The organism is Nonomuraea fastidiosa, from assembly GCF_042751225.1.
GTDB lineage: Bacteria > Actinomycetota > Actinomycetes > Streptosporangiales > Streptosporangiaceae > Nonomuraea > Nonomuraea fastidiosa.
The window spans coordinates 6,989,500-7,013,769 of sequence record NZ_CP170570.1; the positions used below are offsets into that span (position 1 = coordinate 6,989,500).

General features: G+C 72.9%; 22 protein-coding genes and 1 pseudogene. 10 read left to right on the forward strand and 13 right to left on the reverse strand.

Features of this window, described 5'->3' with window-relative positions:
• Window positions 1-19: 19 nt before the first annotated feature.
• A complete protein-coding gene (locus tag ACFMQL_RS31995; RefSeq protein WP_364052522.1) occupies window positions 20-733 on the reverse strand; it encodes a histidine phosphatase family protein in 714 nt (237 codons plus the stop codon).
• Between the two features lie 90 nt (window positions 734-823).
• On the opposite strand from ACFMQL_RS31995, the gene ACFMQL_RS32000 reads away from it, so the two are divergent.
• Window positions 824-1,573, forward strand: coding sequence for a class I SAM-dependent methyltransferase (locus ACFMQL_RS32000; protein ID WP_364052519.1), 750 nt, complete (start codon window positions 824-826; stop codon window positions 1,571-1,573).
• A gap of 291 nt (window positions 1,574-1,864) precedes the next feature.
• Window positions 1,865-2,692 carry a putative protein N(5)-glutamine methyltransferase gene (locus tag ACFMQL_RS32005; RefSeq protein ID WP_378788477.1) on the forward strand — a complete coding sequence of 276 codons (828 nt, stop codon included), beginning with the start codon at window positions 1,865-1,867 and terminating at the stop codon, window positions 2,690-2,692.
• 25 nt (window positions 2,693-2,717) lie between these two features.
• Here the strand turns inward: ACFMQL_RS32005 and ACFMQL_RS32010 are convergent, their stop codons facing one another.
• Both ACFMQL_RS32010 and ACFMQL_RS32015 read right to left on the reverse strand, forming a co-directional pair.
• Entirely contained in the window at window positions 2,718-5,624 is a 2,907-nt protein-coding gene (locus ACFMQL_RS32010; RefSeq protein WP_364052513.1) for a pyridoxamine 5'-phosphate oxidase family protein, read from the reverse strand.
• Window positions 5,621-6,370, reverse strand: coding sequence for an HAD family hydrolase (locus ACFMQL_RS32015; RefSeq protein ID WP_378788479.1), 750 nt, complete (start codon window positions 6,368-6,370; stop codon window positions 5,621-5,623). Before ACFMQL_RS32015 ends, ACFMQL_RS32010 begins: the two co-directional genes overlap by 4 nt.
• 142 nt (window positions 6,371-6,512) lie before the next feature.
• On the opposite strand from ACFMQL_RS32015, the gene ACFMQL_RS32020 reads away from it, so the two are divergent.
• From ACFMQL_RS32020 to ACFMQL_RS32030, 3 genes are all read left to right on the forward strand, one after another.
• Window positions 6,513-7,376 carry a hypothetical protein gene (locus ACFMQL_RS32020; RefSeq protein ID WP_378788481.1) on the forward strand — a complete coding sequence of 288 codons (864 nt, stop codon included), beginning with the start codon at window positions 6,513-6,515 and terminating at the stop codon, window positions 7,374-7,376.
• A 146-nt stretch (window positions 7,377-7,522) separates the two neighbouring features.
• Window positions 7,523-8,110, forward strand: a complete 588-nt coding sequence (locus ACFMQL_RS32025) for a TetR family transcriptional regulator (protein WP_364052504.1) — start codon at window positions 7,523-7,525, stop codon at window positions 8,108-8,110.
• 239 nt (window positions 8,111-8,349) lie between these two features.
• Entirely contained in the window at window positions 8,350-9,246 is an 897-nt protein-coding gene (locus ACFMQL_RS32030) for an ABC transporter permease (RefSeq protein WP_378788483.1), read from the forward strand.
• Window positions 9,247-9,301: 55 nt separating this feature from the next.
• On the opposite strand, the gene ACFMQL_RS32035 is transcribed toward ACFMQL_RS32030, so the two are convergent.
• Window positions 9,302-9,943, reverse strand: a complete 642-nt coding sequence (locus tag ACFMQL_RS32035; RefSeq protein WP_378788485.1) for a Dps family protein — start codon at window positions 9,941-9,943, stop codon at window positions 9,302-9,304.
• A gap of 453 nt (window positions 9,944-10,396) precedes the next feature.
• Between ACFMQL_RS32035 and ACFMQL_RS32040 the strand changes: the two genes are divergently transcribed.
• Window positions 10,397-11,233 (forward strand): alpha/beta hydrolase, encoded by an 837-nt coding sequence (locus tag ACFMQL_RS32040; RefSeq protein WP_364052495.1) that lies wholly within the window; start codon window positions 10,397-10,399, stop codon window positions 11,231-11,233.
• Window positions 11,234-11,861: 628 nt separating this feature from the next.
• On the opposite strand, the gene ACFMQL_RS32045 is transcribed toward ACFMQL_RS32040, so the two are convergent.
• The 4 genes from ACFMQL_RS32045 to ACFMQL_RS32060 all read right to left on the reverse strand — a co-directional run bounded on the left by ACFMQL_RS32045 (window position 11,862) and on the right by ACFMQL_RS32060 (window position 16,363).
• The gene (locus ACFMQL_RS32045) at window positions 11,862-12,719 is read right to left on the reverse strand and encodes a geranyl diphosphate 2-C-methyltransferase (protein WP_378788487.1); all 858 of its coding nucleotides are present in this window, start codon (window positions 12,717-12,719) and stop codon (window positions 11,862-11,864) included.
• A gap of 91 nt (window positions 12,720-12,810) precedes the next feature.
• Window positions 12,811-13,983: a family 2 encapsulin nanocompartment cargo protein terpene cyclase gene (locus ACFMQL_RS32050; RefSeq protein ID WP_364052489.1), complete on the reverse strand. Its 1,173-nt coding sequence runs from the start codon at window positions 13,981-13,983 to the stop codon at window positions 12,811-12,813.
• Window positions 13,984-14,043: 60 nt separating this feature from the next.
• Window positions 14,044-15,438 carry a family 2B encapsulin nanocompartment shell protein gene (locus ACFMQL_RS32055; RefSeq protein ID WP_378788490.1) on the reverse strand — a complete coding sequence of 465 codons (1,395 nt, stop codon included), beginning with the start codon at window positions 15,436-15,438 and terminating at the stop codon, window positions 14,044-14,046.
• Between the two features lie 166 nt (window positions 15,439-15,604).
• Window positions 15,605-16,363: an alpha/beta hydrolase gene (locus ACFMQL_RS32060; protein WP_364052483.1), complete on the reverse strand. Its 759-nt coding sequence runs from the start codon at window positions 16,361-16,363 to the stop codon at window positions 15,605-15,607.
• Window positions 16,364-16,500: 137 nt separating this feature from the next.
• Between ACFMQL_RS32060 and ACFMQL_RS32065 the strand changes: the two are divergent.
• The 3 genes and pseudogenes from ACFMQL_RS32065 to ACFMQL_RS32075 all read left to right on the forward strand — a co-directional run.
• Window positions 16,501-17,570: pseudogene (locus tag ACFMQL_RS32065) on the forward strand (AMP-binding protein); the annotation flags it as partial.
• Between the two features lie 45 nt (window positions 17,571-17,615).
• Window positions 17,616-18,071, forward strand: a complete 456-nt coding sequence (locus ACFMQL_RS32070) for a hypothetical protein (RefSeq protein WP_378790227.1) — start codon at window positions 17,616-17,618, stop codon at window positions 18,069-18,071.
• 58 nt (window positions 18,072-18,129) lie between these two features.
• Window positions 18,130-19,518: an amino acid permease gene (locus ACFMQL_RS32075; protein WP_378788492.1), complete on the forward strand. Its 1,389-nt coding sequence runs from the start codon at window positions 18,130-18,132 to the stop codon at window positions 19,516-19,518.
• 1 nt (window position 19,519) lies between these two features.
• Here ACFMQL_RS32075 and ACFMQL_RS32080 read toward each other — a convergent pair whose 3' ends face one another.
• The 3 genes from ACFMQL_RS32080 to ACFMQL_RS32090 form a co-directional block, all read right to left on the reverse strand.
• A complete protein-coding gene (locus tag ACFMQL_RS32080) occupies window positions 19,520-20,074 on the reverse strand; it encodes a GNAT family N-acetyltransferase (RefSeq protein ID WP_364052474.1) in 555 nt (184 codons plus the stop codon).
• Between the two features lie 19 nt (window positions 20,075-20,093).
• Window positions 20,094-20,681 (reverse strand): hypothetical protein, encoded by a 588-nt coding sequence (locus ACFMQL_RS32085; RefSeq protein WP_364052471.1) that lies wholly within the window; start codon window positions 20,679-20,681, stop codon window positions 20,094-20,096.
• Between the two features lie 114 nt (window positions 20,682-20,795).
• Window positions 20,796-21,380 carry an XRE family transcriptional regulator gene (locus ACFMQL_RS32090; protein ID WP_364052468.1) on the reverse strand — a complete coding sequence of 195 codons (585 nt, stop codon included), beginning with the start codon at window positions 21,378-21,380 and terminating at the stop codon, window positions 20,796-20,798.
• Between the two features lie 91 nt (window positions 21,381-21,471).
• On the opposite strand from ACFMQL_RS32090, the gene ACFMQL_RS32095 reads away from it, so the two are divergent.
• On the forward strand, window positions 21,472-23,076 hold the full coding sequence (locus ACFMQL_RS32095; protein WP_364052465.1) for an FAD-dependent oxidoreductase: 1,605 nt from the start codon (window positions 21,472-21,474) through the stop codon (window positions 23,074-23,076).
• Here the strand turns inward: ACFMQL_RS32095 and ACFMQL_RS32100 are convergent.
• Entirely contained in the window at window positions 23,066-23,227 is a 162-nt protein-coding gene (locus ACFMQL_RS32100; RefSeq protein ID WP_378788495.1) for a hypothetical protein, read from the reverse strand. The two genes, ACFMQL_RS32095 and ACFMQL_RS32100, sit on opposite strands and share 11 nt — an antisense overlap.
• 32 nt (window positions 23,228-23,259) lie before the next feature.
• Window positions 23,260-24,264, reverse strand: a complete 1,005-nt coding sequence (gene manA, locus ACFMQL_RS32105) for a mannose-6-phosphate isomerase, class I (RefSeq protein WP_378788497.1) — start codon at window positions 24,262-24,264, stop codon at window positions 23,260-23,262.
• Window positions 24,265-24,270: the final 6 nt, after the last annotated feature.

Consider the following 24,270-nt stretch of genomic DNA (forward strand, 5'->3'; position numbering starts at 1 on the left):
TCTCTTCACCCGGGTCCTCTCAGGTGGGCAGCGATGCGGTGGTGGTGAAGGTGGGGGCGAGGTGCGCGGTGTCGTTGAACCTGCGCAGGATCCACCGCTTCTCGGTCAGCACCAGGTGCGACACCGAGGCGTTGTCCACCCCCAGGAACGCGAACGGCCGCGACCCGCTCGCCGCCGCCAGCGCCTCCGCGATCACGCCGCCGTGGGTCACCACCACGATGCGCTGGTCGGGGTGGGCGCCGGCCAGCTTCTCCAGCGCCTTACGCACCCGGGCCGAGAAGGCCGCCGCGGGCTCCGCGCCCGGGATCACGTCCCAGCGCTCCTCCGCCGACATCCTGCGGGCCAGCGGATGGCCCTCGGCCACCATGCGGCGCAGCAGCCCGCCCTCCCACTCGCCCAGATGCACCTCGCGCAGCTCCGGCTCCACCACCGGCGTCAGGCCCAGGCGGGCGGCCAGCGGCGCGGCCGTCTCGGAGGTGCGGCGCAGCGTGCTCACGTAGATCGCGTCGATCGGCTCGGCGGCCAGCCGCAGCGCCACCCGCTCGGCCTGCTCGCGGCCCTCCGGCGCCAGAGCGGGATCGCCCTGCCCGTCGACCAGGGGGAACGGCCGGTCGGGGCGGGCCGGCTCCGACTCGCCGTGCCGCACCAGCAGCACCTCGGTCGCGCCCGGCGGCGTACGGAACCGGTGTTGCCGGTACTCGACCGGCTCGTCGCGCTCACTCCTCACAGTCACCGGACCTTATCCCTTTCCCGCGCCCCCGTCATGATCGTCTCGTACGTGCGTGATTGAATCGGCGATCGCCCGGCCACGAAAGGGGAGCGCATGGCGGTGGACAGGAAGCGAAGCGTGATCTTCGGCGAGGCCGTCGAGCAGTACGAGGCCGCCAGGCCCGGCTACCCCGAGCGGCTCGTCACCGACGTCCTGGACTACGCCCCCTCAGGACCCGTGCTGGAGGTCGGCGCGGGGACGGGCAAGGCCACCGCCGGCTTCGCCGCCCGCGTGAGCGACCTGACCTGCGTCGAACCCGACCCGAGGATGGCGGCGGCGCTCACCGCCAAGTGCCCCGGCGTGCGGGTGGTGAGCGGGACCTTCGAGGAGTACGTACCGGATCGGCCCTTCGCCCTGCTCTACTCCGCGCAGGCCTGGCACTGGGTGGACCACGACCTGCGCTGGGACCTCGCCTGCGCGGCGCTCGCCCCCTCCGGGGCGCTCGCGCTGTTCTGGAGCCACTACGTGCCCGCCGACCCCGAGCTGCACGCCGCCCTCGTCCGGCTCGCCCACCGCTACGGCGTCACCAGCCAGAGCCTCCACCAGGACGAGGGCGACCGCGCCGCGGAGGCCCATCGGCTGCTGGCCGCCGATCCCCGCTTCACCGGCCTCGACCGGCGCCGCTACACCTGGACCGAGCGCTACGACACCGCCCGCTTCGTCACCTTGGCCGGCACCCTGTCCGCGTACCGCATCCTCGCGCCGGACGTGCGGGAGCGGGTACTGGGGGAGATGGGTGCGCTGGTGGGCGACGGCCTCGACATGACCTTCACCACCGACCTCGTCCTCGCCCGCCGCACCTGACCGCCTGTCCGGTCCCGGACCTGACCGCCTGCCCGCTCCCGGACTTGACCGCCTGCCCGGTCCCGCGCTCTGCTCCGGCCCGGATTCGCCGCCCCGCGCCCGGTCGCGGGGCGGCCAGAAGCGCTCTGGTACTGTGACGTCCGCAGACGTGATCGTTAGATCTCCGGGTTCGTCCCGGGGAGGTGAGACCCATCACCGCCGTGTCAGGCCGGGTGCTCCCTTCCAGCGACCGTGCGGCCCACCGGGACTAGGTGACCGCGGGAGCGCCCGACGGCATCCCGAAAGGCTCCCATGCCAGTCTCCTCCTCGTCCCTCCCGAACGAACGCATCGTCGCCAGGCTGCGTGCCGCGGGATGCGTCTTCGCCGAGGACGAAGCCGCGCTGCTCGTCTCCACCGCCGCCACCGGCGCGGCACTCGCCGCCATGCTCGAACGCCGGGTCGCGGGCGAGCCCCTGGAACACGTCCTCGGGTGGGCGTCGTTCTGCGGGCTGCGCATCCACGTCGAGCCGGGCGTGTTCGTCCCCCGTCCCCGTACCGAGTTCCTCATCGGACGCGCCGTCGCCCTGGCCCGCGAGGTGCCGGGCAGGCCGGTGATCCTCGACATGTGCTGCGGCACCGGCGCGATGGGCGCCGCCATCACCGCCGCCCTCGCGGGCACGGTGGAGGGGCCGGCCGGGCGGGTGGAGCTGCACGCGGCCGATCTCGACCCCGCCGCCGTGCGCTGCGCCCGCCGCAACCTGCCCGGCGCGTGTGTCTACCAGGGCGACCTGTACGACCCCCTGCCCCCGTCACTGCGCGGCCGGGTGGACATCCTCATCGCCAGCCCGCCGTACGTCCCCTCGGAATCCTTCGCCCTCCTGCCCCCTGAGGCCCGGCTGCACGAGCCCCGCTCCGCCCTGGACGGCGGCGCGGACGGGCTGGACGTCGTACGCCGGGTGATCGACGGCGCCCCCTCCTGGCTGGCCCCCGGCGGGCGCCTGCTCGTGGAGACGAGCCGCGACCAGGCGGCGGCCACGGCCGCGGCGGTGTCGGCGGCGGGCCTGCTCGCCAGGGTCGCCACGTCGGAAGAGTTCGACGCCACCGCCGTCATCGGCACCCTCCGCCGCCCCACCTCCTGATCTTCCTCGGGAGCGGGACGCGGCGTCAGATGCCGTGGATGCGGCGGCCGGTGACGTGCTGGGGCGTGATGCGGATGTAGAGCGGCCGGTCGCCGCCCGCCCACGGCGTGACGCCCGTACGGGCCAGCTCGGGCGTGTCCTCAGGCGGCATGTGGTGCGCCGGCCCCTGGATCAGCACGCTCCACCCCTCCCTGGCGGCCTCGTCGATGTGGTCGATCTGGAACGCGATGACGATGTCCACGCCTTCGAGCCCCGTACGCAGGTCCTGGTCCATGGGCCCGCCCGTGGCGGTGCGGAAGACGATGGCCCCGTCGTGCAGCTTGTAGTTGACGGGCAGCACGGTCGGCCCGTGCGAGCCGTTGAACGCGACCCGCCCGATGCCGCCGGGCGCGATGAGCCGCAGCGACTCGGCCTCGTCCAGCGTCTCCAGGGTCGGGTGCGCGGTGGCGGGGCCGCGCCCGGGCGGCCGGTCCTGCCCGCCGCCGAGCAGCTCGTCCACCGTGGTCTGCAGCGCGTCGGCGAGCCGGTAGAGCACGCCGCCGTCGGGCGTGTCGGCGTGCTCTTCGAGGTATTCGAGATACCCCGGCGACATGCCGGCGCGCTCGGCGACCTGCTCGCGGGTCAGGCCGAGGCGTTCGCGGTGGTGGATGATGCGTCGTCCGAGGTCGCCGGTGCCGGACATGATGGCGTCTCCTAGCGTGAAGGTGCGGCACGCGGTCCCGTTCACGCGTGCCTCGTGGTGGTCGGCGTCGATGAACAGCCGCCGGCCCCGGTAGCAGACGGGCATGGACACCTGGCCGAGCCGGCCGGGCAGCAGCGGGTCGAGGTACAGCCCGTCGCGGTGCGGCTCCAGCCCGAGGTAGCAACGTTGCAGCAGGTCGAGGGTGCCGCCCATGGCGCCCAGGTGGATGCCTTCCGCGGTGGTGCCGCCCTGGACGTCATTGAGGTCGCTCTGCAGCGCCTCGATGAAGAACTCCCACGACCGTTCCCTGTCGAGACGGGCCAGCGCCCAGGCGTGCACGACGGCGCTGAGCGTGGAGCCGTGGCTGGTGCGCCTCAGGTAGTACGCGATCGTGCGGGGGATGAGGCCGTCGTCCACCTGGTAGCCGAGGTGCTGGAGCAGCCCGGTCAGCTCGTCGGCGGTCAGCAGGTAGCAGAGCATCAGCGTGTCGGCCTGTTTGGACGCCTTGTAGCGGTTGACGTCGTCGCCTTCGGCCTCCAGCGCCCGGTCCAGCCGGCGCACGCCCCGGTAGCGGCTCCAGTCCAGCTCGTCGAGGCCGGCGTAGCCGGTGAACTGGCTGATGACGCCGTCGTGGAAGTCGACCCGCAGCCGGCCGCCGACGTCCTCCCAGCGGGCGAGCTCCCCGGGGCGCAGCACGATGTCGGGGCAGATGACGGTGGTCTCCTGGGCGCGGTGCATCAGCCAGGCGGTCATCACGTTGGTGTAGGCGTTGTTGTCCAGTCCCGGCCGCTTGGCGCCCGGGCAGAACTCGTGGTACTCGTCGGGCCCCATGACGCCGCGGATCTCGTAGCGGCCGTCCACCTCGGTGGCGAGCGAGGCGAAGAACCTGGTGATCTCCAGCAGCAGCTCGGCGCACCAGGGCGGCATCGAGCCGGTGGCCAGGTAGTGCTGCCACACGTTGTAGGCGACGGCCAGGCCGACGTGCCGCTGCAATCGCGAGTGGTCGGGCAGCCAGCGGCCCGAGCTGGGGTTGAGGTGCAGGGTCTGGGTCTCCTCGCGGCCGTCGCTGCCGCTCTGCCAGGGGAACATGGCGCCGTCGAGCCCGGACTGCCGGGCGGCGTCCCTGGCCTCGGGCAGCCGCCGCCACCGGTAGCGCAGCAGCCCTTCGGACACCTCGGGGAGGCGCAGGCCGAGCCAGGGCTGCACGAACAGCTCGTCCCAGAACACGTGCCCCCGGTACGCCTCCCCGTGCAGCCCGCGCGCGGGCACCCCGGCGTCGAGGTCGGCGGTGTGCGGGGAGAGCGTCTGCAGCAGGTGGAAGATGTTCACGTGGACGAGCCGCGACAGTTCGGGGCCGTCCACGTCGACCTTGGCCCGGCTCCACAGCCGCCGCCACGCGGCCATGTGGCGGGCCAGCAGCTCGGGGAAGAACGGCGCCCTGCGCACGTGCCGCAGCGCCGACGAGCGGGGGTCGTGGCAGGCGTGGTCGCGCGACGACGTCAGCGCCACGGTCTTGACCAGCCGGACCGGCCGCCCCTCCGGCAGATCCAGGACGTGGTCGGAGCCGATGTGGTCGCGCGCGAGCACCGGCCGCGCCGGCGGGCCCGTCTCGGCGTCGATCCTGGCGGCCAGCGCCACGGTGATCCGCGACGAGCGGGTGACGGCCGTCAGCCAGGCGAGGTGGTCCTCAGAGCCGGTCTCGTGGCAGGTCAGGTGGTCGCCGCGCAGGTCGCGGTAGCGGGCCACGCCCTCGTTGGCGACCCGTCCCTCCAGGGCGGCCCGCACCCGCAGCGGTCCCGACCAGTTCTCGGCGGTGAACGTGTTCTCCTGCGCCGCGAGGTACGGGTCGTCCATCGACACCAGGCGGCGCTGGCGTACGAGGGTGACGCGGCCGTCATCGTCGCGCCAGCGCAGCTCCCGCAGCAGCACGCCGCGCCGCATGTCCAGCTCGTGCCGGTAGAGCAGGAGATCGGCCGTCTGCGGCCGGAACCAGTCGCCGCCGGGCGTGGCGAACCACAGCGGCAGCCAGTCGGGCAGGTTGACCATGTCCTCGTTGGTGACGCTGTGCCCGGCCACGAGCGAGTCGATCCTGTCGTAACACCCCGCCAGATACGTGCCCGGCGTGCGCGGCTCGCCGTCGGGCGTCGCGCCGCGCGTGGCGAAGCGGCCGTTGCCCAGCGTGCACAGCGCCTCGCGCAGCCCCTCGCTCTCGGGGTCGAACCCCTCGTACGTCAGCGTCCAGGCGCTCATCGCCGGCCCACCGGCACCCGCCCCGCGACGTCGGCCTCCGCCAGGTCGGACACCACCGCGTCGGCCCCGGCGGCGAGCAGCGCGGCGGCCCGCGTACCCGTCCTGTCCACCGCGACGATCCGCCCGAACCCGCCCCTGCGGGCCGCATCGACGCCCGGCACCGCGTCCTCGACCACGCCCACCGCCAGGGGCGGCAGGCCGAGCCGCCGCGCGGCCTCCAGGAACAGCGCCGGATCCGGCTTGCCCGGCGCGCCGAGCCTGGCCGCGTCCGTGCCGTCCACCAGCACGTCGAACAGGTGCAGCACGCCCGCGGACGCCACCATCGCCCGGCAGTGCCTGCTCGCCGACACCACCGCGGTGCGGCAGCCGCGCCGCCGCAGGTCGTGCAGCAGCTCGACCGTCGAGGGGAACGCGGCCACGCCATGCTGTTCGATCTCGCTGACGAACAGCTCGTCCTTGGCCCGGCCGAGCCCGTGCACGGTCGGCGCGCCCGGCTCGTCGTCCGGCCCGCCCTCGGGCAGCGAGATGCCGCGCGAGGCCAGGAACGTGCGCACGCCGTCGAGCCGCGGCCGCCCGTCCACGTAAGCCAGGTAGTCGCCGGGCACGTCGAACGGCGCGGAGCGGCCGCGCAGGAAGCCGTCGAACACGTGCTTCCACGCCGCCGCGTGCACCCGGGCGGTGTCGGTGACCACGCCGTCGGTGTCGAAGACGACGGCCCGCAGGCCGGTCAGGTCGAAGGTGGTCATGCCGGGACGCTACCCGCGCAGGCCCGCCTCAGCCATGGACCTTGGACCTCACCTGGCGGGACCTTCGCAGGCCGCGGACGCGAACCACCACCGCCCCGGGTACGTCTACCTCATCAGACGGCCCTTGAGCAGGAGGTACCGCATGGAAGCGATCACCCGGCGCGTGCTGCCCCTGCTGGCCGCGATCACCCTCGGCGCGGCGGGCTGCGCAGGCGCCTCCGGCGGGCAGGCCACCGCCAGGGTCGGCCCGGGCGGCGAGCCCACGCCGTCCGCCACCGCGCCGGTGCCCGCCTCGGGCACACCCGCGCCGTCGGCCACCGTTCCCGTGCCCACCTCGGGCAAGCCCTCGCCGGCCCCGCAGAAGTCCGGCGCCTCGGCCTCCACCCGCCTGCTCATCGCCGGCCGCTACCAGCCGCTGTGGCCGTTCTCCGGCCCCGACGAGGTCGCCGCCTGGCAGCGCGCCTACCAGGCGGACGGGCACCAGCCGTGGCACCTCGACCCCGCCGAGACCGCCATCGCCTTCTCCCGCGACTTCCTCGGCTTCACCGAGATCGACCAGGTCGTCAAGACGGTCGTGGACGGCGAGCACGCCCGCGTCCACGTCGGGCTGAAGGGGGAGGGGTCCGAGCCGATGGTGGCGGCCGTGGTCCACCTCATGCGGTACGGCTCCGGCGACCAGGCACCCTGGGAGGTGGTCGGCACCGACGACACCACGCTCTCGCTCACCACGCCCGCGTACGGGGCCTCCGTCACGTCGCCGCTGACCGTCGGCGGCCGCATCACCGGCGTGGACGAGAGCATCAGGCTGCGCGTCCTGCGCCCCGGCGCCGACGCTCCGCTCGGCGAGCGCTGCTGCGTGGCCGCGGGCGGCGAGAAGGCGCCCTGGTCGGCCACGCTGTCCTTCAAGCCGGATCACGGACGTACGCTGACCGTCGTCGCCTCGACCGGCGGCCACGTCGCCGAGGTCGAACGGTTCGCGGTGACCGGGGTGACCCTGCCGGAGTGACCGGGTGACCCTGCCGCGGTGACCGGGCCGGCCTGGTGCGGTGACCGGGAATCGGCCTGACGCGGTGGCCCGGCACCCGGCCGTACCGGACGTGCGATAGTAAGTGAACGCACATTCGGTAACGCGTTTTCCCCGGAGGCACCACCATGGGCAGGCCCCGCACGACCAGCGACGAGGCGATCCTCCAGGCCACCGCCCGCGCGCTCGGCAGGCACGGCCCCCAGGGCCTCACGCTCGCCGCCGCCGCGAGCGAGGCCGGGCTCGCCCCCGCCACGCTCGTCCAGCGGTTCGGCTCCAAGCGGGGACTGCTGCTCGCGCTCGCCGCGCACGCCGCCGACACGGCCGGGCGTCCGTTCGAACAGGCCAGGCAGGAGCACGGCTCGCCGCTGGAAGCGCTCCGCGCCGCGCTGATCCACCTGTCGGAAGGCGTGGCCACGCCGGAGGACCTCGCGGGCAGCCTCGGCTTCTTGCAGCTCGACCTCACCGACCCCGAGTTCCGCGCACACGCCGCCGAGCACGCCCGCCGCGTACGCGACGAGATCGCCGCCCTGCTCGACGCCGCCGTCACCGGCGGCGAGCTGGCCACGGGCACCGACGCCGCCGCGCTCGCCAAGGCCGTCCACGTGGCCTACAACGGCGCGCTCATCCTGTGGGGGCTCACCGGAGACGGGCCGCTGCCCGCCGCGATGGCCGAGGCCATCGACCAGGCACTCCGCCCCTATCTGACCGCCTGAGCTCTGGCCGCCTGAGCCTTGGTTGCCTGATCCCTGACCGCCTGACCCCTGGCACCCTGAGCGCTGGACGCCTGAGCTCAGGGCGGCTGAGGCCGGGAAGACAGCCGACCGCCGGTCACGTCTAACCTGGCGGTCGAAATCACTCGAATCCGCGACGCACCGGACTCAGACGGGACCGGCGGCCCCGACGCGAGAGATGATCGACAGGCGAACGACCAGCGCGACGCTTCGAGGTGTTCATGAGTCACGTGGAAGAGACGGCAGAATCCGCGCCGGGCTCGCTGGCCGAGCTGGCCCGCCGCTACGGCCTGCGCCCCGCCATCGCGCGGCCGCCGTTCCCCGTCTACCTGCGCCAGCTCTGGCAGCGGCGGCACTTCATCCTCACCTACGCCATATCACGTAACGTCTCGAAGTACTCGGGCTCAGCGCTCGGCCAGCTCTGGCAGGTCATCACCCCGCTGCTGAACGCCGCCATCTACTACGTGATGTTCGGTCTCATCCTGGGCGGCAGAGCCGGGGTGGAGAACTATCCGGCGTTCCTGCTCACCGGGATGTTCGTCTTCACCTACACGCAGCGCACGGCCACCGCGGGCGCCAAGTCGATCTCCGGGAACCTGTCGCTCATCCGCGCCCTGCACTTCCCGCGCGCCTCGCTGCCCCTCGCGTACACGATCCAGGAGCTGCAGCAGCTCGCCGTCTCCATGAGCGTGCTGCTGGTCATCGTGGTGATCACCGGTGAGCCGTCCACCTGGTTCTGGCTGATGATCCCCGTCGTGCTGGTGCTGCAGACGCTGTTCAACATCGGGGCCGGACTCGTCCTCGCCCGGCTCGGCTCCCAGGTGCGCGACCTCAACCAGCTCCTGCCGTTCATCATGCGCACCTGGTTGTACGCCTCAGGCGTGTTCTTCGCCATCCACGACAAGGTGGTCAACAGCGCCGGGCTGCCCGAATGGGTGGCGACCGTGATGTACCTCAACCCGGCGGCCTCGTACATCGAGTGGATGCGCGACATCCTCATCGGCAGCCACACGCCGCCGCCGATGGTGTGGGCGGCGTGCCTGGCCTGGGCGGTCCTCGCGCTCGTCATCGGCTCCTGGTACTTCTGGCGCGCCGAGGACCGCTACGGCCGCGGCTAGGAGCCGCTTCCGCAGATGAAGCCTGCCCGGCTCACCGCGATGAGCCGGGCCCGCCTCACTTGCCCGTACGGCTCGTCGTCTTGCGCGGAACCCGGGTCTCCCCCTCGCTCGGCGTCTCGACCAGCGGCGTGTCCACGAGGTGCTCGACCAGGAACCAGACCTGCATCTCGCCGGTCCTGATCACCTCGGAGACCAGCAGGTCGTTGGTGCCGTCGTCACCCAGCTCGGCGGCGCGCGAAGCCGCGTCCCGCGCCGCGAGCAGGATGGTCTCGTGCGCCTCGACCAGGCGCGAGAGCATCGCCGGCACCTCCTCGGCGCCGTTCGGCGGACGCGGGACCACGGTGATCTCGGCGACGTGCCGCGGGTCGCCGACCGCGATGCCGCCCAGCGTCTGCACCCGCTCCGCGATCTCGTCGATCAGCTCCAGCTGCTCCTTGGCGTGCTTGTCGAGCAGCAGGTGCAGCTGGTAGAAGGTGGGGCCGCGCATCAGCCAGTGATGCTTCTTGTACAGGGCGTACAGGATCTGCGTGTCGGCCAGGATCTGGTTCAGCCGCCCGCAGGAGTAGTGGCGGGCCTCCTCGGACAGGGCCAGCGGCCACATCCGCACTGTGCCGAATTCCTGGATCTCGGTGCCGTCCACGTGCAGCCACGGCTGGCTGCTCGCTTTCTTGGACGCTTTACTGCCTTTGGGTGGCACGATCATCTCCCGGTGCGGTGGTTTTGAGCCGGTCCGACCTCGAACCTTCCCGTACGTCCGCCGATAGAGCCCTAGCCTGTGCCAGCGCACGGCAAAAGCTTGTTCACGCCCGGATCAGCTCATGATCGGGCGGCGGGGGAGCCAGACCGTGCCGCGTCCGTACGGACAAGCCGTCGCGGCGCAGCACGTAGCGCGGCCTTTCACCGTCCAGCAGCGCGTCGAGCGGCCTCCAGACGTGGACCCAAGCCGGCACCGAACGCCGGCAGCGCTGCGTCCCGGCGCTCGTCCAGCACGCAATGGCAGCCGCTCCTCCAATCCCAGCCGGCCGAAGCCGAGGTCGGCGGGCGGGAAGCGGGGGACGAGTCCATGCCTTGGCCGAGGCGGAGTCGGATGCCTCGTGGAGGGGCGATATCGGATTGCCTTGGGTGGTGTGGCGCTGTCAGGCTCTCCGCCATGCCCGCTTTCTCCGCCTTCGACGGCACCACCCTCGCCTACCACGAGTCCGGCTCAGGCAGCCCGCTCATCTGCCTGCCGGGCGGGCCGATGCAGCACTCCGGCTACCTCGAAGACCTCGGCGGCCTGTCCGCGCACCGGAGGCTCGTCAAGCTCGACCCGCGCGGCACGGGTGATTCGGCCACGCCCGACGACCCCGAGACGTACCGGTGCGACCGGCTCGTGGACGACGTCGAAGCCCTGCGCGCCCACCTCGGGCTCGACCGCCTGACCCTGCTCGGCCACTCGGCGGGCACCAACCTCGCCCTCATGTACGCCACCCGCCACCCCGCCCGCGTCGCCGCCCTCGTCCTCGTCACCCCCAGCCCTCTGGTCGCCGGCATCGAGGTCACCGGCCAGGAACGCCTCGAGGTCGCCCGCCTGCGCGCCGCCGAGCCGTGGTTTCCGCAGGCGTACGCGGCGTTCGAAGCCATCGTCGCCGGCACCGGCACCGACTGGGACGTCATCGACCCCTTCTTCCACGGCCGCTGGGACCACGAGACCCGGCGCTACCAGGCGTCCCAGGCCGCCGCACGCAACGACGAGGCCGCCGCCGTTTTCAGTTCCGCGTACGACCCTCCCGCCACCAGGAAGGCGATGGCTGCGCTGCGCATGCCCGTGCTCGTCCTGGCAGGCGAGGTCGACGTCAACACGCCGCCTGTTGCCGCCTCCCGGCTCGCCGCGCTGCTTCCGGGCGCCGAGCAGGCCGTCCTGCCCGCTGCCGGGCACTTCCCCTGGCGCGACGATCCGTCCCGCTTCGCCGAGACGATCGAAACGTTCCTCAAGACCGCTCTGTAGCGGTGGCCAGGCCGCACTTGGAGGTGAAGCCGTCCCGGCGTGGAGCCACACCCGGCGACAAGGCCGCACTCAGCGGTGAGGCCGAGTACGGCGGTGGGGCCGCGCGCCCGAAGGGAAGACCGCGCCTGACGGGGAGGCCGCGCCTGATGGCGGTAAGGCCGGGTCCGGGGCGAGGTCGCGTCCGGTGGGAGGTGAGCCGCTGGCGCTGCTGTGGCAGGCGTACGAGGCCGCCATCGGGCTCGGGGGACTGGCCGTCGTGGTGCTGGCGGCGGCCCTGTGGCAGGCCGCAAGCATGTGCTGCAAGCAGCGCCGGCCGTACTCGCCGCCACCGGGCTGGTGGGCGTGGCCGTGGTGGCGATGCTCGCCGTTCGGGACGGCTTGTCGGCCCGGTTCCGGTTCAGGAGGTTGGAGGCGGCGGACGCCCCGTGTCGCCGCTGTCGTTCACCGCCGTCTGCGTGGTGGCGGCGCTGCTGCTGTGCTGGACGCACGTGCTGCGCGCCGGTGGCGCGCGGCGCGCAGCACGTGCGACGCCCCCGTGATCGGCCCCGAGATCAGATACCGTGATCAGCCCCGAGAGCAGATACCGTGATCAGTCGCCGTGACCGGCCGTCGTGATCAGCCGCAGTGATCACACGCGGTCCGCGGCGATCAGCAGGTACTGGAAGCTGCCGCTCTTGTACGCCTCCAGGAACGCGTTCTCGATCCCCGTGGCCAGGTGCGTCCTGGCCCGCAGCTCCCAGTAGGGGATGGTGGCCGCGGTGAGGTCGATGACGCTGACCGGGACGAGCCGGTTGGCCGCCATCTCCTTGAAGTACGTGCTGCGAGGATGGATGTCGCAGATGTAGTGGGCGTTGATCTGGCTGATGGCCCGGGAGGGCAGACCGTAGGCGTCGTTGTAGCAGCCGGTGATGCAGACGTACCGGCCGCCGCGCGCCAGCAGCCTGGCGTGCTCGGCGAACAGCAGCGACAGTTCGACGTACATGGTGCTCTCGTTGTTCCAGGCGGCGTGGAAGGCGCCGGTCGGGAAGCCCGTGTCGAGCATGTTGCGGAAGTGGAAGCGCACCTTGTCGGCGACGCCGCGCTCCTCGGCCTGCCGGTTGGCGAAGGCCACCTGCGATTCGGAGATCGATACGCCGTCCACCTCGCAGCCGAACCGCAGGTGGGCGAGGAGGCTGGAGCCGCCCCTGCCGCACCCGGCGTCGAGCACGCGATACTCGGGGCGCGGTGGCCCGAGGTGCGCCATCAGCGTCTCGGCCTGGGCGGTCTCCAGCCGGTGCAGCTCCTTGACCACCCGGCTCTCCCGGGTCGCGGCCGGGCCCTCCAGCACCGACCAGTCCACCTCACCGATCCCGTAGTGATGGTGGTAGAGGCCGTCCACCTCGCCGAGGCGCAGGTTGACCGGGTTCTCCTCGGTGTTCCAATAGTCGGCGACCGACTGCTGGTAGCGGCTGGTCAGTACGGGGGCGGCGGGCGGCGTCATGGTCATCAGCGGGCTCCTTCTCGGTGTGGAGATCGGGACGGCGGCGCGGACAAGGACGGGACACGGCGGCTCTGGCAAGCCGGTCATGAACGGGCGGTCAGGACTGGTAGCGGCTGGAGCTGCCGTGCCATTCGAGGCACCCGGCCATCCACGCCTGCGCGCCCCGCAGGAACCGCTTGAGCTCGGGGGAGGGGATCGCGGACAACGCCTGCCGGCTCTGCTCGAACCCGCGGACGAAGTGGTTGTGCAGGTGAACGGCACGCTCGGTGGCCTCGCGGGCCGAGCAGCCGTCCTCGGCGGCCATGAGCAGGATGACGTTGGAGTCGGGCAGCTCGTCGGCCGCCTCCTTGGCCGCCGAGTGCAGGTCGTTGACGAGCACGCTCGCGGTGCCCGCCTGCATGAGCGCGGTGTGGAAGCGCGGCTCGCCGAACAGCTCGGCGGGCAGCCGGTAGCCGCCGACCAGGTCGATGAGGGTCATCGAGGTGTAGAAGCTGTCGTGCTGGCGGGCGGCGAGGTAGCGCCAGACGGGCGGCGGAGCCTCCAGGTAGCGCCAGGCGGCGTACGCGGCCCAGCTCACGTACATCTGGCTCGTGATGTTGCGCACCCGCATGATCTGGGAGTCGGTGGCGTGGCGGGCGACGTGGCTGAGCGCCGAGCGCAGCGCCACCAGCACCGGATCGGCGGCGATCGCCGCCTCGAGCTGCTCGGTGTAGCGGCCCGCGTCGGGCGGCGGGTCCATCGCGGACGTCACCAGCGCCAGCCGGGGCGGCAGCTCGGTCGGGGTGGCGCCGAGGTCGGTCTCGTCGGCGTAGTAGTCGTCGGCGGCCCACCAGGCGGCGTTCATCTGGGCGGCGACCAGCAGGCGGTCGGGATCGTCGGTGTCGGGGTGCGCGAGCATGGCCAGCCGGCCGAACCCGGTGGCCGCGAACTCCTCCATCCTCCCCTCGTGCAGGCCGATGCGCCCGGCCCACGCCACCAGCCGCCGGTCCACCTCCGCGCCGAGCGCGTCGTCCACGCGCACGGTCTCGGGGCAGTACAGTGGCGGGTACGTCCCGGTGCCCCACTCGCGCTCCTGGTAGGGCAGCGGCGTCAGGTCGTACCCGCGCGGGCCGGAGATCGGCGGAGCGGCGGGCTCGTGACCGTCCCCCTCCTCGTACGCGCGCCGGTGCGGCAGCAGCGCGGCCCGCGGGCTCGACGAGGACGCGCCCAGCCCGGCAGGTCCGGCCAGCAGCCGCGCCACCGCAGCGTCGTGGGGAGATATTTCCGGCATGTCACGCCTCTTCCTCGGGCTGGGTTCGGCCGGTCAGGGGATCTCTTGGGGCCCAGCGGGTCACGAGCGGGGCGCGGCGATGTCGACGTCCTCCAAGATCCCGACCGCGTCCGGCACCAGGATCGCCACCGAGAAGTACGCGCTGACCAGGTACGAGATGATGGCCCGCTCGTCGATCCCCATGAACCGCACGTTCAGCCCCGGCTCGTACTCCTCGGGGATGCCCGTCTGGTAGAGGCCCACCACGCCCTGGTCCTCCTCGCCGGTCCGCAGGGCCAGGATCGACGTCGTACGCGACTTCGAGATGGGGATCTTGCCGCAGGGGAAGATGGGGATGCCCCGCCAGGCCGGCACCTCGTGACCGTTGACGTCGGTGCTGCCCACCACCAGCCCCCGCTTGTTGCACTCGCGGAAGAACGCCGCGATCGCCTTCGGATGGGCGAGCAGCAGCTTGGTCTTGCGGCGCATGCTGATCAGCTCGTCGAGGTCGTCCGGCGTCGGCGGGCCCGACCAGGTGTAGATGCGCTGGTCGTAGTCGGTGTTGTGGAGCAGCCCGAACTCGCGGTTGTTGAGCAGCTCCCACTCCTCGCGCTCGCGCAGCTCGTGGATGGTCAGGCGGAGCTGCTGCTCAAGCTGGTTCATCGGATGGTTGTACAGGTCGGCCACCCGGGTGTGCACGCGCAGGATGGTCTGGGCGACGCTCAGCTCGTACTCGCGCGGGTGCAGGTCGTAGTCGACGAACGTGCCCGAGATGGCAGGCTCGCCGCTGTGGCCGGCCGCGATCTCCACCGCCGCCTCACCCCTGCGGTTGGCGGGCCTGCGCAGGATCTCCAGGTAGCGGGCCAGGTGGTCGCGCAGCGCGGGGGAGCGGTCGGCGATGCGGCGCAGCTCCCAGCGAGGGGCGACCAGCACCGTGCAGGCCGTCGCCGCGCGGTAGGTGCACGGCCAGCGCGGCTCGTCCTCGGTCAGCGCCTCGTCGCCGAACTGGTCGCCGCCGGCGATGATGCCGAGGAACTGGCGGGCGCCGTACGGGCCGGTGCCCAGGCGTTCCAGCCGGCCGTGGGCGATCACGCAGGTCTGCGTCACCGGGCGGCCCGCCTCGGCGACGATCTCACCCGGCTGCACCTCGCGGACGGTGAACGCCGAGGCGATCTCCGCCAGCACGCCCGCGTCGCCGAAGCCGCGCAGTGCCGGGATCTCCGTCAGCGTCTCCGGCACGATCCGCACGTCGTCGGCCCCGTCATGGGCCACGGCCACCCGGCCGCGCCCGATGCGATGCGACAGCCGGCGGTTCACCCGGTACGTACCGCCGCGCACGTCCACCCAGGGCAGCATGCGCAGCAGCCAGCGCGAGCTGATGGCCTGCATCTGCGGGACGGTCTTGGTGGTGGTGGCCAGGGTTCGGGCGGCCCTCGTGTCGAGGCTCAGCCGAGTCTCCGTCGGCTCCGATGGCATCTTTCCTCCGGGCTGGTCGGCAGGGGCGGACGCCACCCAAAGTAGTGATATTGATACGCAGCGTAGGAGTCTCTGGGCAGACAGGAATGCTGGCGACCGGGGAAGATCGATGTCACGGGCTCGCCACCCTTGGACGAGCCCGTTCACGGGAAGCCCGGGGACGGTTCTACCACCCCTGGCCGCGCAGGAACGCGGCGCAGCGGGCGGTCCAGTCGGCCGCCACCGGGTTCTCCTCGGCCAGGCCGATGCCGTGCTTGCCGCTCGGATAGACGTGCACCTCGTGGGCGACCCCGTGACGGGCCAGCTCGGCGGCCAGGGCGTACGTGCCCGGCACCGGCACGGACTCGTCGTCGGCCGTGTGCCACAGGAACATGGGCGGCGTATCGGCCGACACCCGGGAGGTCAGCGACAGCTCGGCGCGCAGCGACGCGGGCGCGCCGGGGCCGAGCAGGTTCTCGGCCGAGCCGCGGTGGCCGTCCAGCTCCGCCACCGGATAGCAGAGCACGGCCAGGCCCGGCCGCGGGTCGGCCCGGTCGATCTCGTCACGCGGGCCCTCCGGCAGCGCCGGGCCCGGTTCGGTGGCCAGCAGCCCCGCCAGATGGCCGCCCGCCGAGAAGCCGAGCACCCCCACCCGCGCCGGGTCCACGCCGTGCGCGCCCGCGTGGTGACGCACCCACCGCACCGCCCTGGCGGCGTCGAGCAGCGGCAGCGGATGGCGGTGCGGGGCGAGGCGGTAGCGCAGCACGTACGCGGCCACGCCGAGCCCGTTCAGCCACCGGGCCACCGGGGCGCCCTCATGGTCGGCCAGGTGGTGGTAGCCGCCGCCGGGGAACACCACGACGGCCGGCGCCGGCCGCCGCGCGCGTACGGGGAACGCGGTGATGGTGGCCTCGCCGCCCGCCGGCCACAGGGGGTGCTCGCTCACGTGTGCGCCTTTCATCGTCGTCGTCCGGGCACGGATGTTAGCGACCCGGCGCGGGCGCACCTGCCCCGGCCTACTCTCGCGGCGAAGACCGTGCGACGATCATCGTGCGTCCCGAAACCACGGCGCAGGAGGGCCGGATGTCCGTTCTGTCGTACGAGCCCCTGACCCCCACGAGCTTCCTCCAGCGCTCCGCCGCCGTCTTCGGCCACCGCCTGGCCGTCGTGGACGGCGACCTGGAGCTGACCTACGCCGAACTGTGGCAGCGCGTGCAGCGGCTGGCCGGCGGGCTGGCCGAGTCCGGCATCGGCCCGGGCGACCGGGTCGCGTGCTGGCGCTCAACGGCCACCTGCTGCTGGAGTCCACGTTCGGCGTCCCCGCCGCGGGCGCCGTCATGGTGCCGCTGAACATCCGCCTGTCCGCCGGCGAGCTCGCCTACATCCTCGACCACGCCGAAGTGTCGCTGCTGCTGCACGACGACGAGCTGGCCGGCCTGGCCAAGGCGGCCGCCGGGCAGAGCACGGCGGCGCCCCGCCTGGTCTCGGGCACCGCGTACGAGAGCCTGGTCGCGGGCTCACAGCCGCTCCACGTGCCCGTCGCCGACGAGCGGTCCCCGCTGTCGATCAACTACACCAGCGGCACCACGGGACGCCCCAAAGGCGTCGTCTACCACCACCGCGGCGCCTACCTCCAGGCCCTCGCCATGGCCCTGCACACCAGGCTGGAGGCGGCGAGCAGCTACCTGTGGACGCTGCCGATGTTCCACTGCCACGGCTGGTGCTTCCCCTGGGCGGTCACGCTGGCCGGGGCCCGGCACGTGTGCCTGCCCAAGGTCGATCCGGGCGAGGCGTGGCGGCTGGTGCGCGCCCACCGCGTCACCCATCTGTGCGGTGCGCCGACCGTGCTCACCTCGCTGCTCGCCCATCCCGACGCACCCGACGAGGAGCTCGACCCGCGCCCGCTGGCCTGCGTGGGCGGCGCGCCGCCGAGCCCCGCTCTGCTGCGCCGCGCGCTCAGGGCCGGGATCGACGTCATCCACCTGTACGGGCTCACCGAGACGTACGGGCCCGCCGTGATCTGCCAGCCGCAGCCCGAGTGGAAGGGCCTGGACGCCGACGAGTACGCCGCGCTCGCCGCCCGCCAGGGCGTCGGCAACGTCATCGCCCAGCCCCTGCGCGTCGTGGCCGAGGACGGCGGCGACGTGCCCGCCGACGGCGCCACGGTGGGCGAGATCGCGGTACGCGGCAACGACGTCATGCTCGGCTACCACCGCGACCCCGCCGCCACGGAGAAGGCCGCGCCCGACGGCTGGTTCCGTACCGGGGACCTGGGCGTGGTGCACCCCGACGGCTACGTGCGGCTCGTCGACCGCGCCAAGGACGTCATCATCTCCGGCGGCGAGAACATCGCCTCCGTCGAGGTGGAGAACGTCCTGACCGCGCACCCCGCCGTGCAGGAGGCCGCCGTCGTCGCCCGCCCCGACGACCACTGGGGCGAGGTGCCCGTGGCCTACGTCACGCTCGCGCCGGGAGCGAGCGCCGGCGAGGCCGAGCTGATCGAGGCCGAGCTGATCGAGGCCGAGCTGATCGCGTACGTACGCGCCCGCCTCGCCCACTACAAGGCGCCGAAGGCCGTCTACTTCGGCGATCTGCCCAAGACCTCGACAGGAAAGATCCAGAAGAACGTGCTCAGGCGGCGCGCCGCAGGTTAGGGAGCCGCCAGAAGGGAAGGTCGCCTCCACGGAGCCGACGACGGCCTTGGGGGGTGTCATGGTCGATTCCGCTAGCGTGTTCCGGCGCAAGCCGGTTGAGCAGATCGCCACCGAGCACGAGGGGGAGCTGGCCAGGACGCTCGGCCTGTGGCAGCTCACCGCCATCGGCGTCGGCGGCATCATCGGGGCCGGCATCTTCGCCCTGGCCGGGGCCGTCGCCCACGAGACGGCCGGGCCCGCCGTGCTGGTGTCGTTCCTCATCGCGGGCGTGGCCAGCGCCGCCGCCGCGCTCTCGTACGCCGAGTTCGCCGGCCTCATCCCGAAGGCCGGCTCCGCCTACACCTACGGTTACGCGGTGCTCGGCGAGATCGTCGGGTGGTTCATCGGGTGGGACCTGCTGCTGGAGTACACCGCCATCGTCGCGGTCGTCGGCATCGGCATCTCCGGCTACTTCGGCTTCCTCGTGCAGAACCTCGGCATGACCCTGCCGCCCTGGATGCTCGGCGCGCCGGGCACAGGCGAGGGGCACGTCGTCGACCTGTTCGCGGCACTGCTGTGCCTGCTCATCGCGTTCCTGCTGAACCTCGGCATCCGCGCCGCCGCCAGGTTCGAGACGTTCGTGGTGGGGGTCAAGGTCGCGGTCGTGCTGCTCGTCATCGTCGTCGGGTTCTTCCACATCAACACCGCTAACTACACGCCGTTCTTCCCGTTCGGCATCAGCGGCGCCATCACCGGCGCGGCCACGGTGTTCTTCGCGGTCTTCGGCTACGACGCCATGAGCACCGCCGCCGAGGAGTCGCGCGACGCCCAGCGCCACATGCCCAAGGCGATCATCTACTCGCTGATCATCGCGATGGTGCTGTACGTGCTGGCCACCCTGGTGCTCACCGGCATGCAGAACTACCGGGAGATCGACCCGGAGAGCGGCTTCTCCTCGGCGTTCGCCTCGGTCGGGCTGTCCGGGCTCGCCTCGCTCATCGCGGCCGGCGCGATCGTCGGCATCCTCACCGTCATGTTCACGTTCATGCTCGGCGTCACCCGCGTCTGGTTCGCGATGAGCCGCGACGGGCTGCTGCCCGCCTGGTTCGCCAAGCTGCACCCGGTGCGGCGGGTGCCCACCCGCGTCACCTGGATCGTCGGCGCCGCCTCGGCGGTGATCGCCGGGTTCCTGCCCATCAGGGAGGCGGCCGAGCTGACCAACATCGGGATCCTGCTGGCGTTCGTGGTGGTGTGCGCGGCGGTGATCGTGCTGCGCTACCGGCAGCCCGATCTGCCGCGCACCTTCCACATGCCCGGCATGCCCGTCGTGCCGGCCATCGGGGTGCTCTTCTCGATCTGGCTGATCACGTTCCTGGACCCGCTCACCTGGCTCCGCTTCGCCGTCTGGTTCGTCATCGGCCTGATCATCTACTTCACCTACAGCCGCCGGCACTCGGCGCTGAACTGACTCAGGCCCACTCGCCCAGCGCCGCGACGGCGAGCGTCTGCTGGGCGCCGAACTCCTCGAACGTCCCGGCCGTTTCGAACCCGAGCCGGGACGCCAGCCGCAGCGACCGCTCGTTCGCCGTCTGCGTCACCACCAGCACCGGCCGGTCCGGCAGCTCGGCCGCCGCGGCGCGCAGCGCCGCCGTCGCAGCCTCGCAGGCCGGCCCGGCGCCCCAGACGAAGCGGCGCAGCACGTAGCTCAGCTCCAGCTCCCACCCCGCCTCGGTCACGTGTCCCGGGCGCTCCGGGTCGCGGCGGTCGAGGGTGAGGGTGCCGAGGAAGCGGTCGGTCTCCGGGTCGGCGACGACGTAGCTCCCCGGCCCGGTGGCGGCGGCCACGCCGTGGGCGTCGAGGAACGACTCCACCTTCGCGCGGGGACGGGGGCCGCCGAGGTAGGTGCGGACCTCCGGATCGGTCATGATCTCGACGATGCCCGCCCGGTCGGCCTCCCGCGCCGGGCGCAGCAGCACCCGGGCGGCGGGGATCAGCGTGGTGGACAGCGTGGGCGGTGCGCTCATGAAACGGTGATCATAACGGTCAGGAGGGGCGGTGGCGCCAGTGATCGTCGGCCAGCGACCAGGCGACCGCCCACTCGCGCAGCCGTACGCGGTCGAGGGCGTGGCGGAAGATCGCGAACGTGCACAGCACGAGGCAGGCGGCCACGCCGAGGATCATCAGGGCCGTCGCCGCCGCCGTGATGCGCAGCTCGGCCTCGCTGGGCGGCGGCGGGGCCGGTCGGCCGGCGCCGTCGATCCAGATCGTGAGCTGCGAGCCGGCCTTGGCAGGGGAGAGCACGGACACCTTGCCGGTGTGGCGGCGGCCGGACGGCGCGGTCCAGCCGGCGGCCACCATCCCGCCGCCGCCCACCTCGCCGAACGACAGCGCGGTCACCGGCGTGTCGGCCAGCAGCGTCGCCCGCACCTGCCGGCGGTCGGCGCCCGCGGCCTGCGCGCCCTCGTACGCCTGACGGGCCGCCGCCGTCGCCGGCCACAGGGCGAGCAGGATCAGCAGCATCGCCACCGCCAGTCCCGCGCTCTCCCACCGGTCGGTACGCCGGCGCAGCGGGTTGCCGTCCAGCCGGTAGCGCCGTACGAGTCGCGTCACCCCGTCGATCACCAGCCTCATCGAGCACCCCCTGCACGGACTTTAAATCCTTCCCCGCCCCGCCGCCGGGACTCCGCGTGGACATCGCCCCTGCTGCGCAGGCTGAAGGGGGAGAGAAGGGGATGAGCCGGGCGGTCAGTCCTGGCGGCGGGCGGGACGCGCCCGTACGTGCATGCGCTCGCCCTGCGGCCCGAACAGCGCCAGCACCTCGGACGGCTCGTCGCCGGGGTTGGTGAACGCGTGCGGCGTCCGCGTGTCGAACTCGGCCGCCTCCCCGGGCAGCAGCGTCGTGTCGTGCCGCCCGAGCAGCAGCCGCAGCCGCCCCGACAGCACGTACAGCCATTCATAGCCCTCGTGCACCTGCTGCTCGGGCTCATAGCCCGGGTAGCGGGGCGGGATGATCTGCTTGTACGCCTGCAGCCCGCCCGCGCGGCGGCTGAGCGGGATGTACGTCATGCCGTGGCGCTTGATCGGCCGCATGTGGACGCGCGGATCGCCGGTCACGGGCGCGTCGATGAGCTCGTCGAGCTGCACCTGGTAGGCCCTGGCGAGGAGCAGCAGCAGCTCGAGCGTGGGCTTGCGGCCGCCGGACTCCAGCCGCGACAGCGTGCTGACCGAGATGCCGGTGCTCTTGCCGAGCTGGGCCAGGGTGAAGCCGCGTTCCTGGCGCAGCGCCCTCAGCCGGGGGCCTACTGACTGGAGCACCTCGTCGAGTTCCATGCACCCAGCTTGCCATTTCGGCAAAGAATTTTGCCAACTCGCCTGTGGGGGCCGCACAGTTGCGCGCATCGGGACAAAAGAAAGGCGCGACATGAACGCGACGACATACGACGTGGTGGTGATCGGCGGCGGGGCCGCGGGACTGAGCGGGGCGCTGGCGCTGAGCCGGGCCCGCCGCAGCGTGCTGGTGATCGATGCGGGGCGGCCGCGCAACGCCCCCGCCGAGGGCGTGCACGTCTACCTCGGGCGCGAGGGCACGCCGCCGCGCGACCTGGTGGCGGCCGGTCGCGAGGAGGTGGCCGGATACGGCGGGCGGTTCGCGACCGGCACCGTCACGGCCGCCGAGCGGCTCGCGGACGGGCGTTTCCGCCTCACGCTGGACGACGGCGGTGCCGTGGAGGCGGCCAGGCTGCTGGTCGCCACCGGATCGACCGACGAGCTGCCGCCGCTGCCCGGCCTGGCCGAGCGGTGGGGCAAGGACGTGCTGCACTGCCCGTACTGCCACGGCTGGGAGGTGCGCGACCAGGCCATCGGCGTGCTCGGCACGAGCCCGCTCGCCGTGCACCAGGCGCTGCTGTGGCGGCAGTGGAGCGCCGACGTGATGCTCTTCACGCACACCATGCCCGAGCCGACCGGCGAGCAGCGCGAGCGGCTCGACGCGCGCGGTGTCACCGTGGTCGAGGGTGAGGTGGCCGAGCTGATGATCGAGGACGGGCGGCTCGGCGGCGTCAGGATGGCCGGCGGCCGCGAATACCGTCGCCAGGCGCTCACCGTGGCCACCAGGGTGACCGCGAACGTCGGGGCTCTCGCCCGGCTCGGGCTGGAGACGGCCGAGATGGAGATGGGCGGCCACGTGGTCGGCACGTACGTGCCGGTCGATCCGACGGGGAAGACCTCGGTGCCGGGCGTGTGGGCGGCGGGGAACATCACCAGCCCCACCGAGCAGGTCATCGGGTCGGCGGCGGCGGGCGTGAAGGCCGGGGCCGCGATCAACGCCGACCTCATCGAGGAGGAGACCCGCGCCCTCGTCGCCGCCCGCAGGGCCGCCCCGGGCGTCGCGGAGGCGGCGCTCACCCCCGAGGAGCTGTGGGACGCCCGCTACTCGGAGAAGGAGCGCCTCTGGAGCGGCGAGCCGAACGCGGTGCTCGTCCGCGAGGTGCGCGACCTGCCGCCCGGACGGGCGCTCGACCTGGGCAGCGGCGAGGGCGGCGACGCGGTGTGGCTGGCCGGGCGCGGCTGGCGGGTCACCGCGGCCGACGTGTCGGGGGTCGCGCTGCGCCGGGCGGCCGAGCTCGCCGAACGCGCCGGGGTGGCGGGCAGGATCGACTGGCAGCAGCACGACCTCGGCCAGTCGTTCCCCGAAGGGACGTACGACCTGGTCACCGCCTGCTACCTGCACTCGCCGCAGGACCTGCCGCGCGAGAAGATCCTGCGCGCCGCCGCCGCGGCCGTCGCCCCCGGCGGGGTGCTGCTGGTGGCCGGGCACGCCGGCTGGCCGAGCTGCGCGGAGAACCCGCTGCCTGACGTGCACTTCCCGACCACACGCGAGGTGTACGAGTCGCTGGAGCCGGCCGAGGGCGAGTGGGAGATCCTCACCGAGGAGGAGTTCGACCGCCCTCACACCGGCCACGGCGGTGAGCAGGGCACCCGCAGGGACAACGTGCTGAAGCTCCGCCGCTTGCGATCTACTTTGTAAAGGCGCCGGGCTCGGCGCGGTACGCCGTCCCCTTGCCCGACAGCGTCACCGAGGGGACGGCGGCCGGCACGAACGCCGACTCACCCGGCCGCAGCACCAGCTCGTCGCCGAGCCGCGCCTCGCCCTCCACGCACAGCACGATCTGCGGCACCCCGCCGGGCAGCTCATGGCCGGACTCGCCGGTCAGCTCGTGGCGGGTGAGCGCGAACTCGGGGCCGGCGGCCGGTAGGCGTACGCGCCGGGCGCGTCCTGCGCCGGCTCGACCAGGTGCGGGGCCGTCGGCGCGAAGTCCACGACGCGCATCAGCTCGGGCACGTCCACGTGCTTGGAGGTCAGGCCGCAGCGCAGCACGTTGTCGGAGTTGGCCATGATCTCCACGCCGATGCCGCCGAGGTAGGCGTGGGGGACGCCGGCGCCGAGGTAGAGGGCCTGGCCGGGGGCGAGGTCGACGTGGTTGAGCAGGAGCGCGGCCGCGATGCCCGGGTCGCCGGGGTAGTCCCTGGCGATGCCGGCGTAGGGGGCCAGCTCGTCTTCGGCGTCGGGGGAGACCTTCAGCAGGGCGCGCTCGACCTCGGCGCGCAGCGGGCCGGCGGCATCGTCCAGCATGGCCGCGAACACCTCGCGCAGCGCCTGGCCGGGCTCGCCGCCGGTGAGCGCGTCGATCCAGGGACGCAGCCCGGCCACACCGAGCCGGTCGAGCAGGGCGGCCGTCGCGGCGGGGTCGCGGAAGCCGCACAGGCCGTGGAAGGGGGTGAGCGCGCACACCATCTCGGGCTTGTGCGAGGCGTCCTTGTACGTGCGGGTGCGGTCGTCGAGCGGGATCCCGCGCGCGTTCTCGGCGGCGAAGCCGGCCTGCGCCTGCTCGGTGGTGGGGTGGACCTGGAGGGAGAGCGGGCGCTCGATGGCCAGGACCTTGAGCAGGTAGGGCAGCTCGCCGCCGAAGCGGGCGGCGACCGGGTCGCCGAGCGTGGCGGCGGGATCATGGGCGATCAGCTCGCCCAGCGGGACGTCGCCGACGGTCGAGGGGGCGCCGGGGTGCGCGCCCATCCAGAGTTCGGCCTGCGGTTCGCCGGTCGGCTCCGTGCCGAACAGGCGCGGCAGGGCGGTGACCGAGCCCCAGTCGTAGGGGCGGACGGTGGTGGCCAGGCGCATGGGTGCGGTGGCCGGTGGCAGGTCGGGTCGTGGCACGGCGTT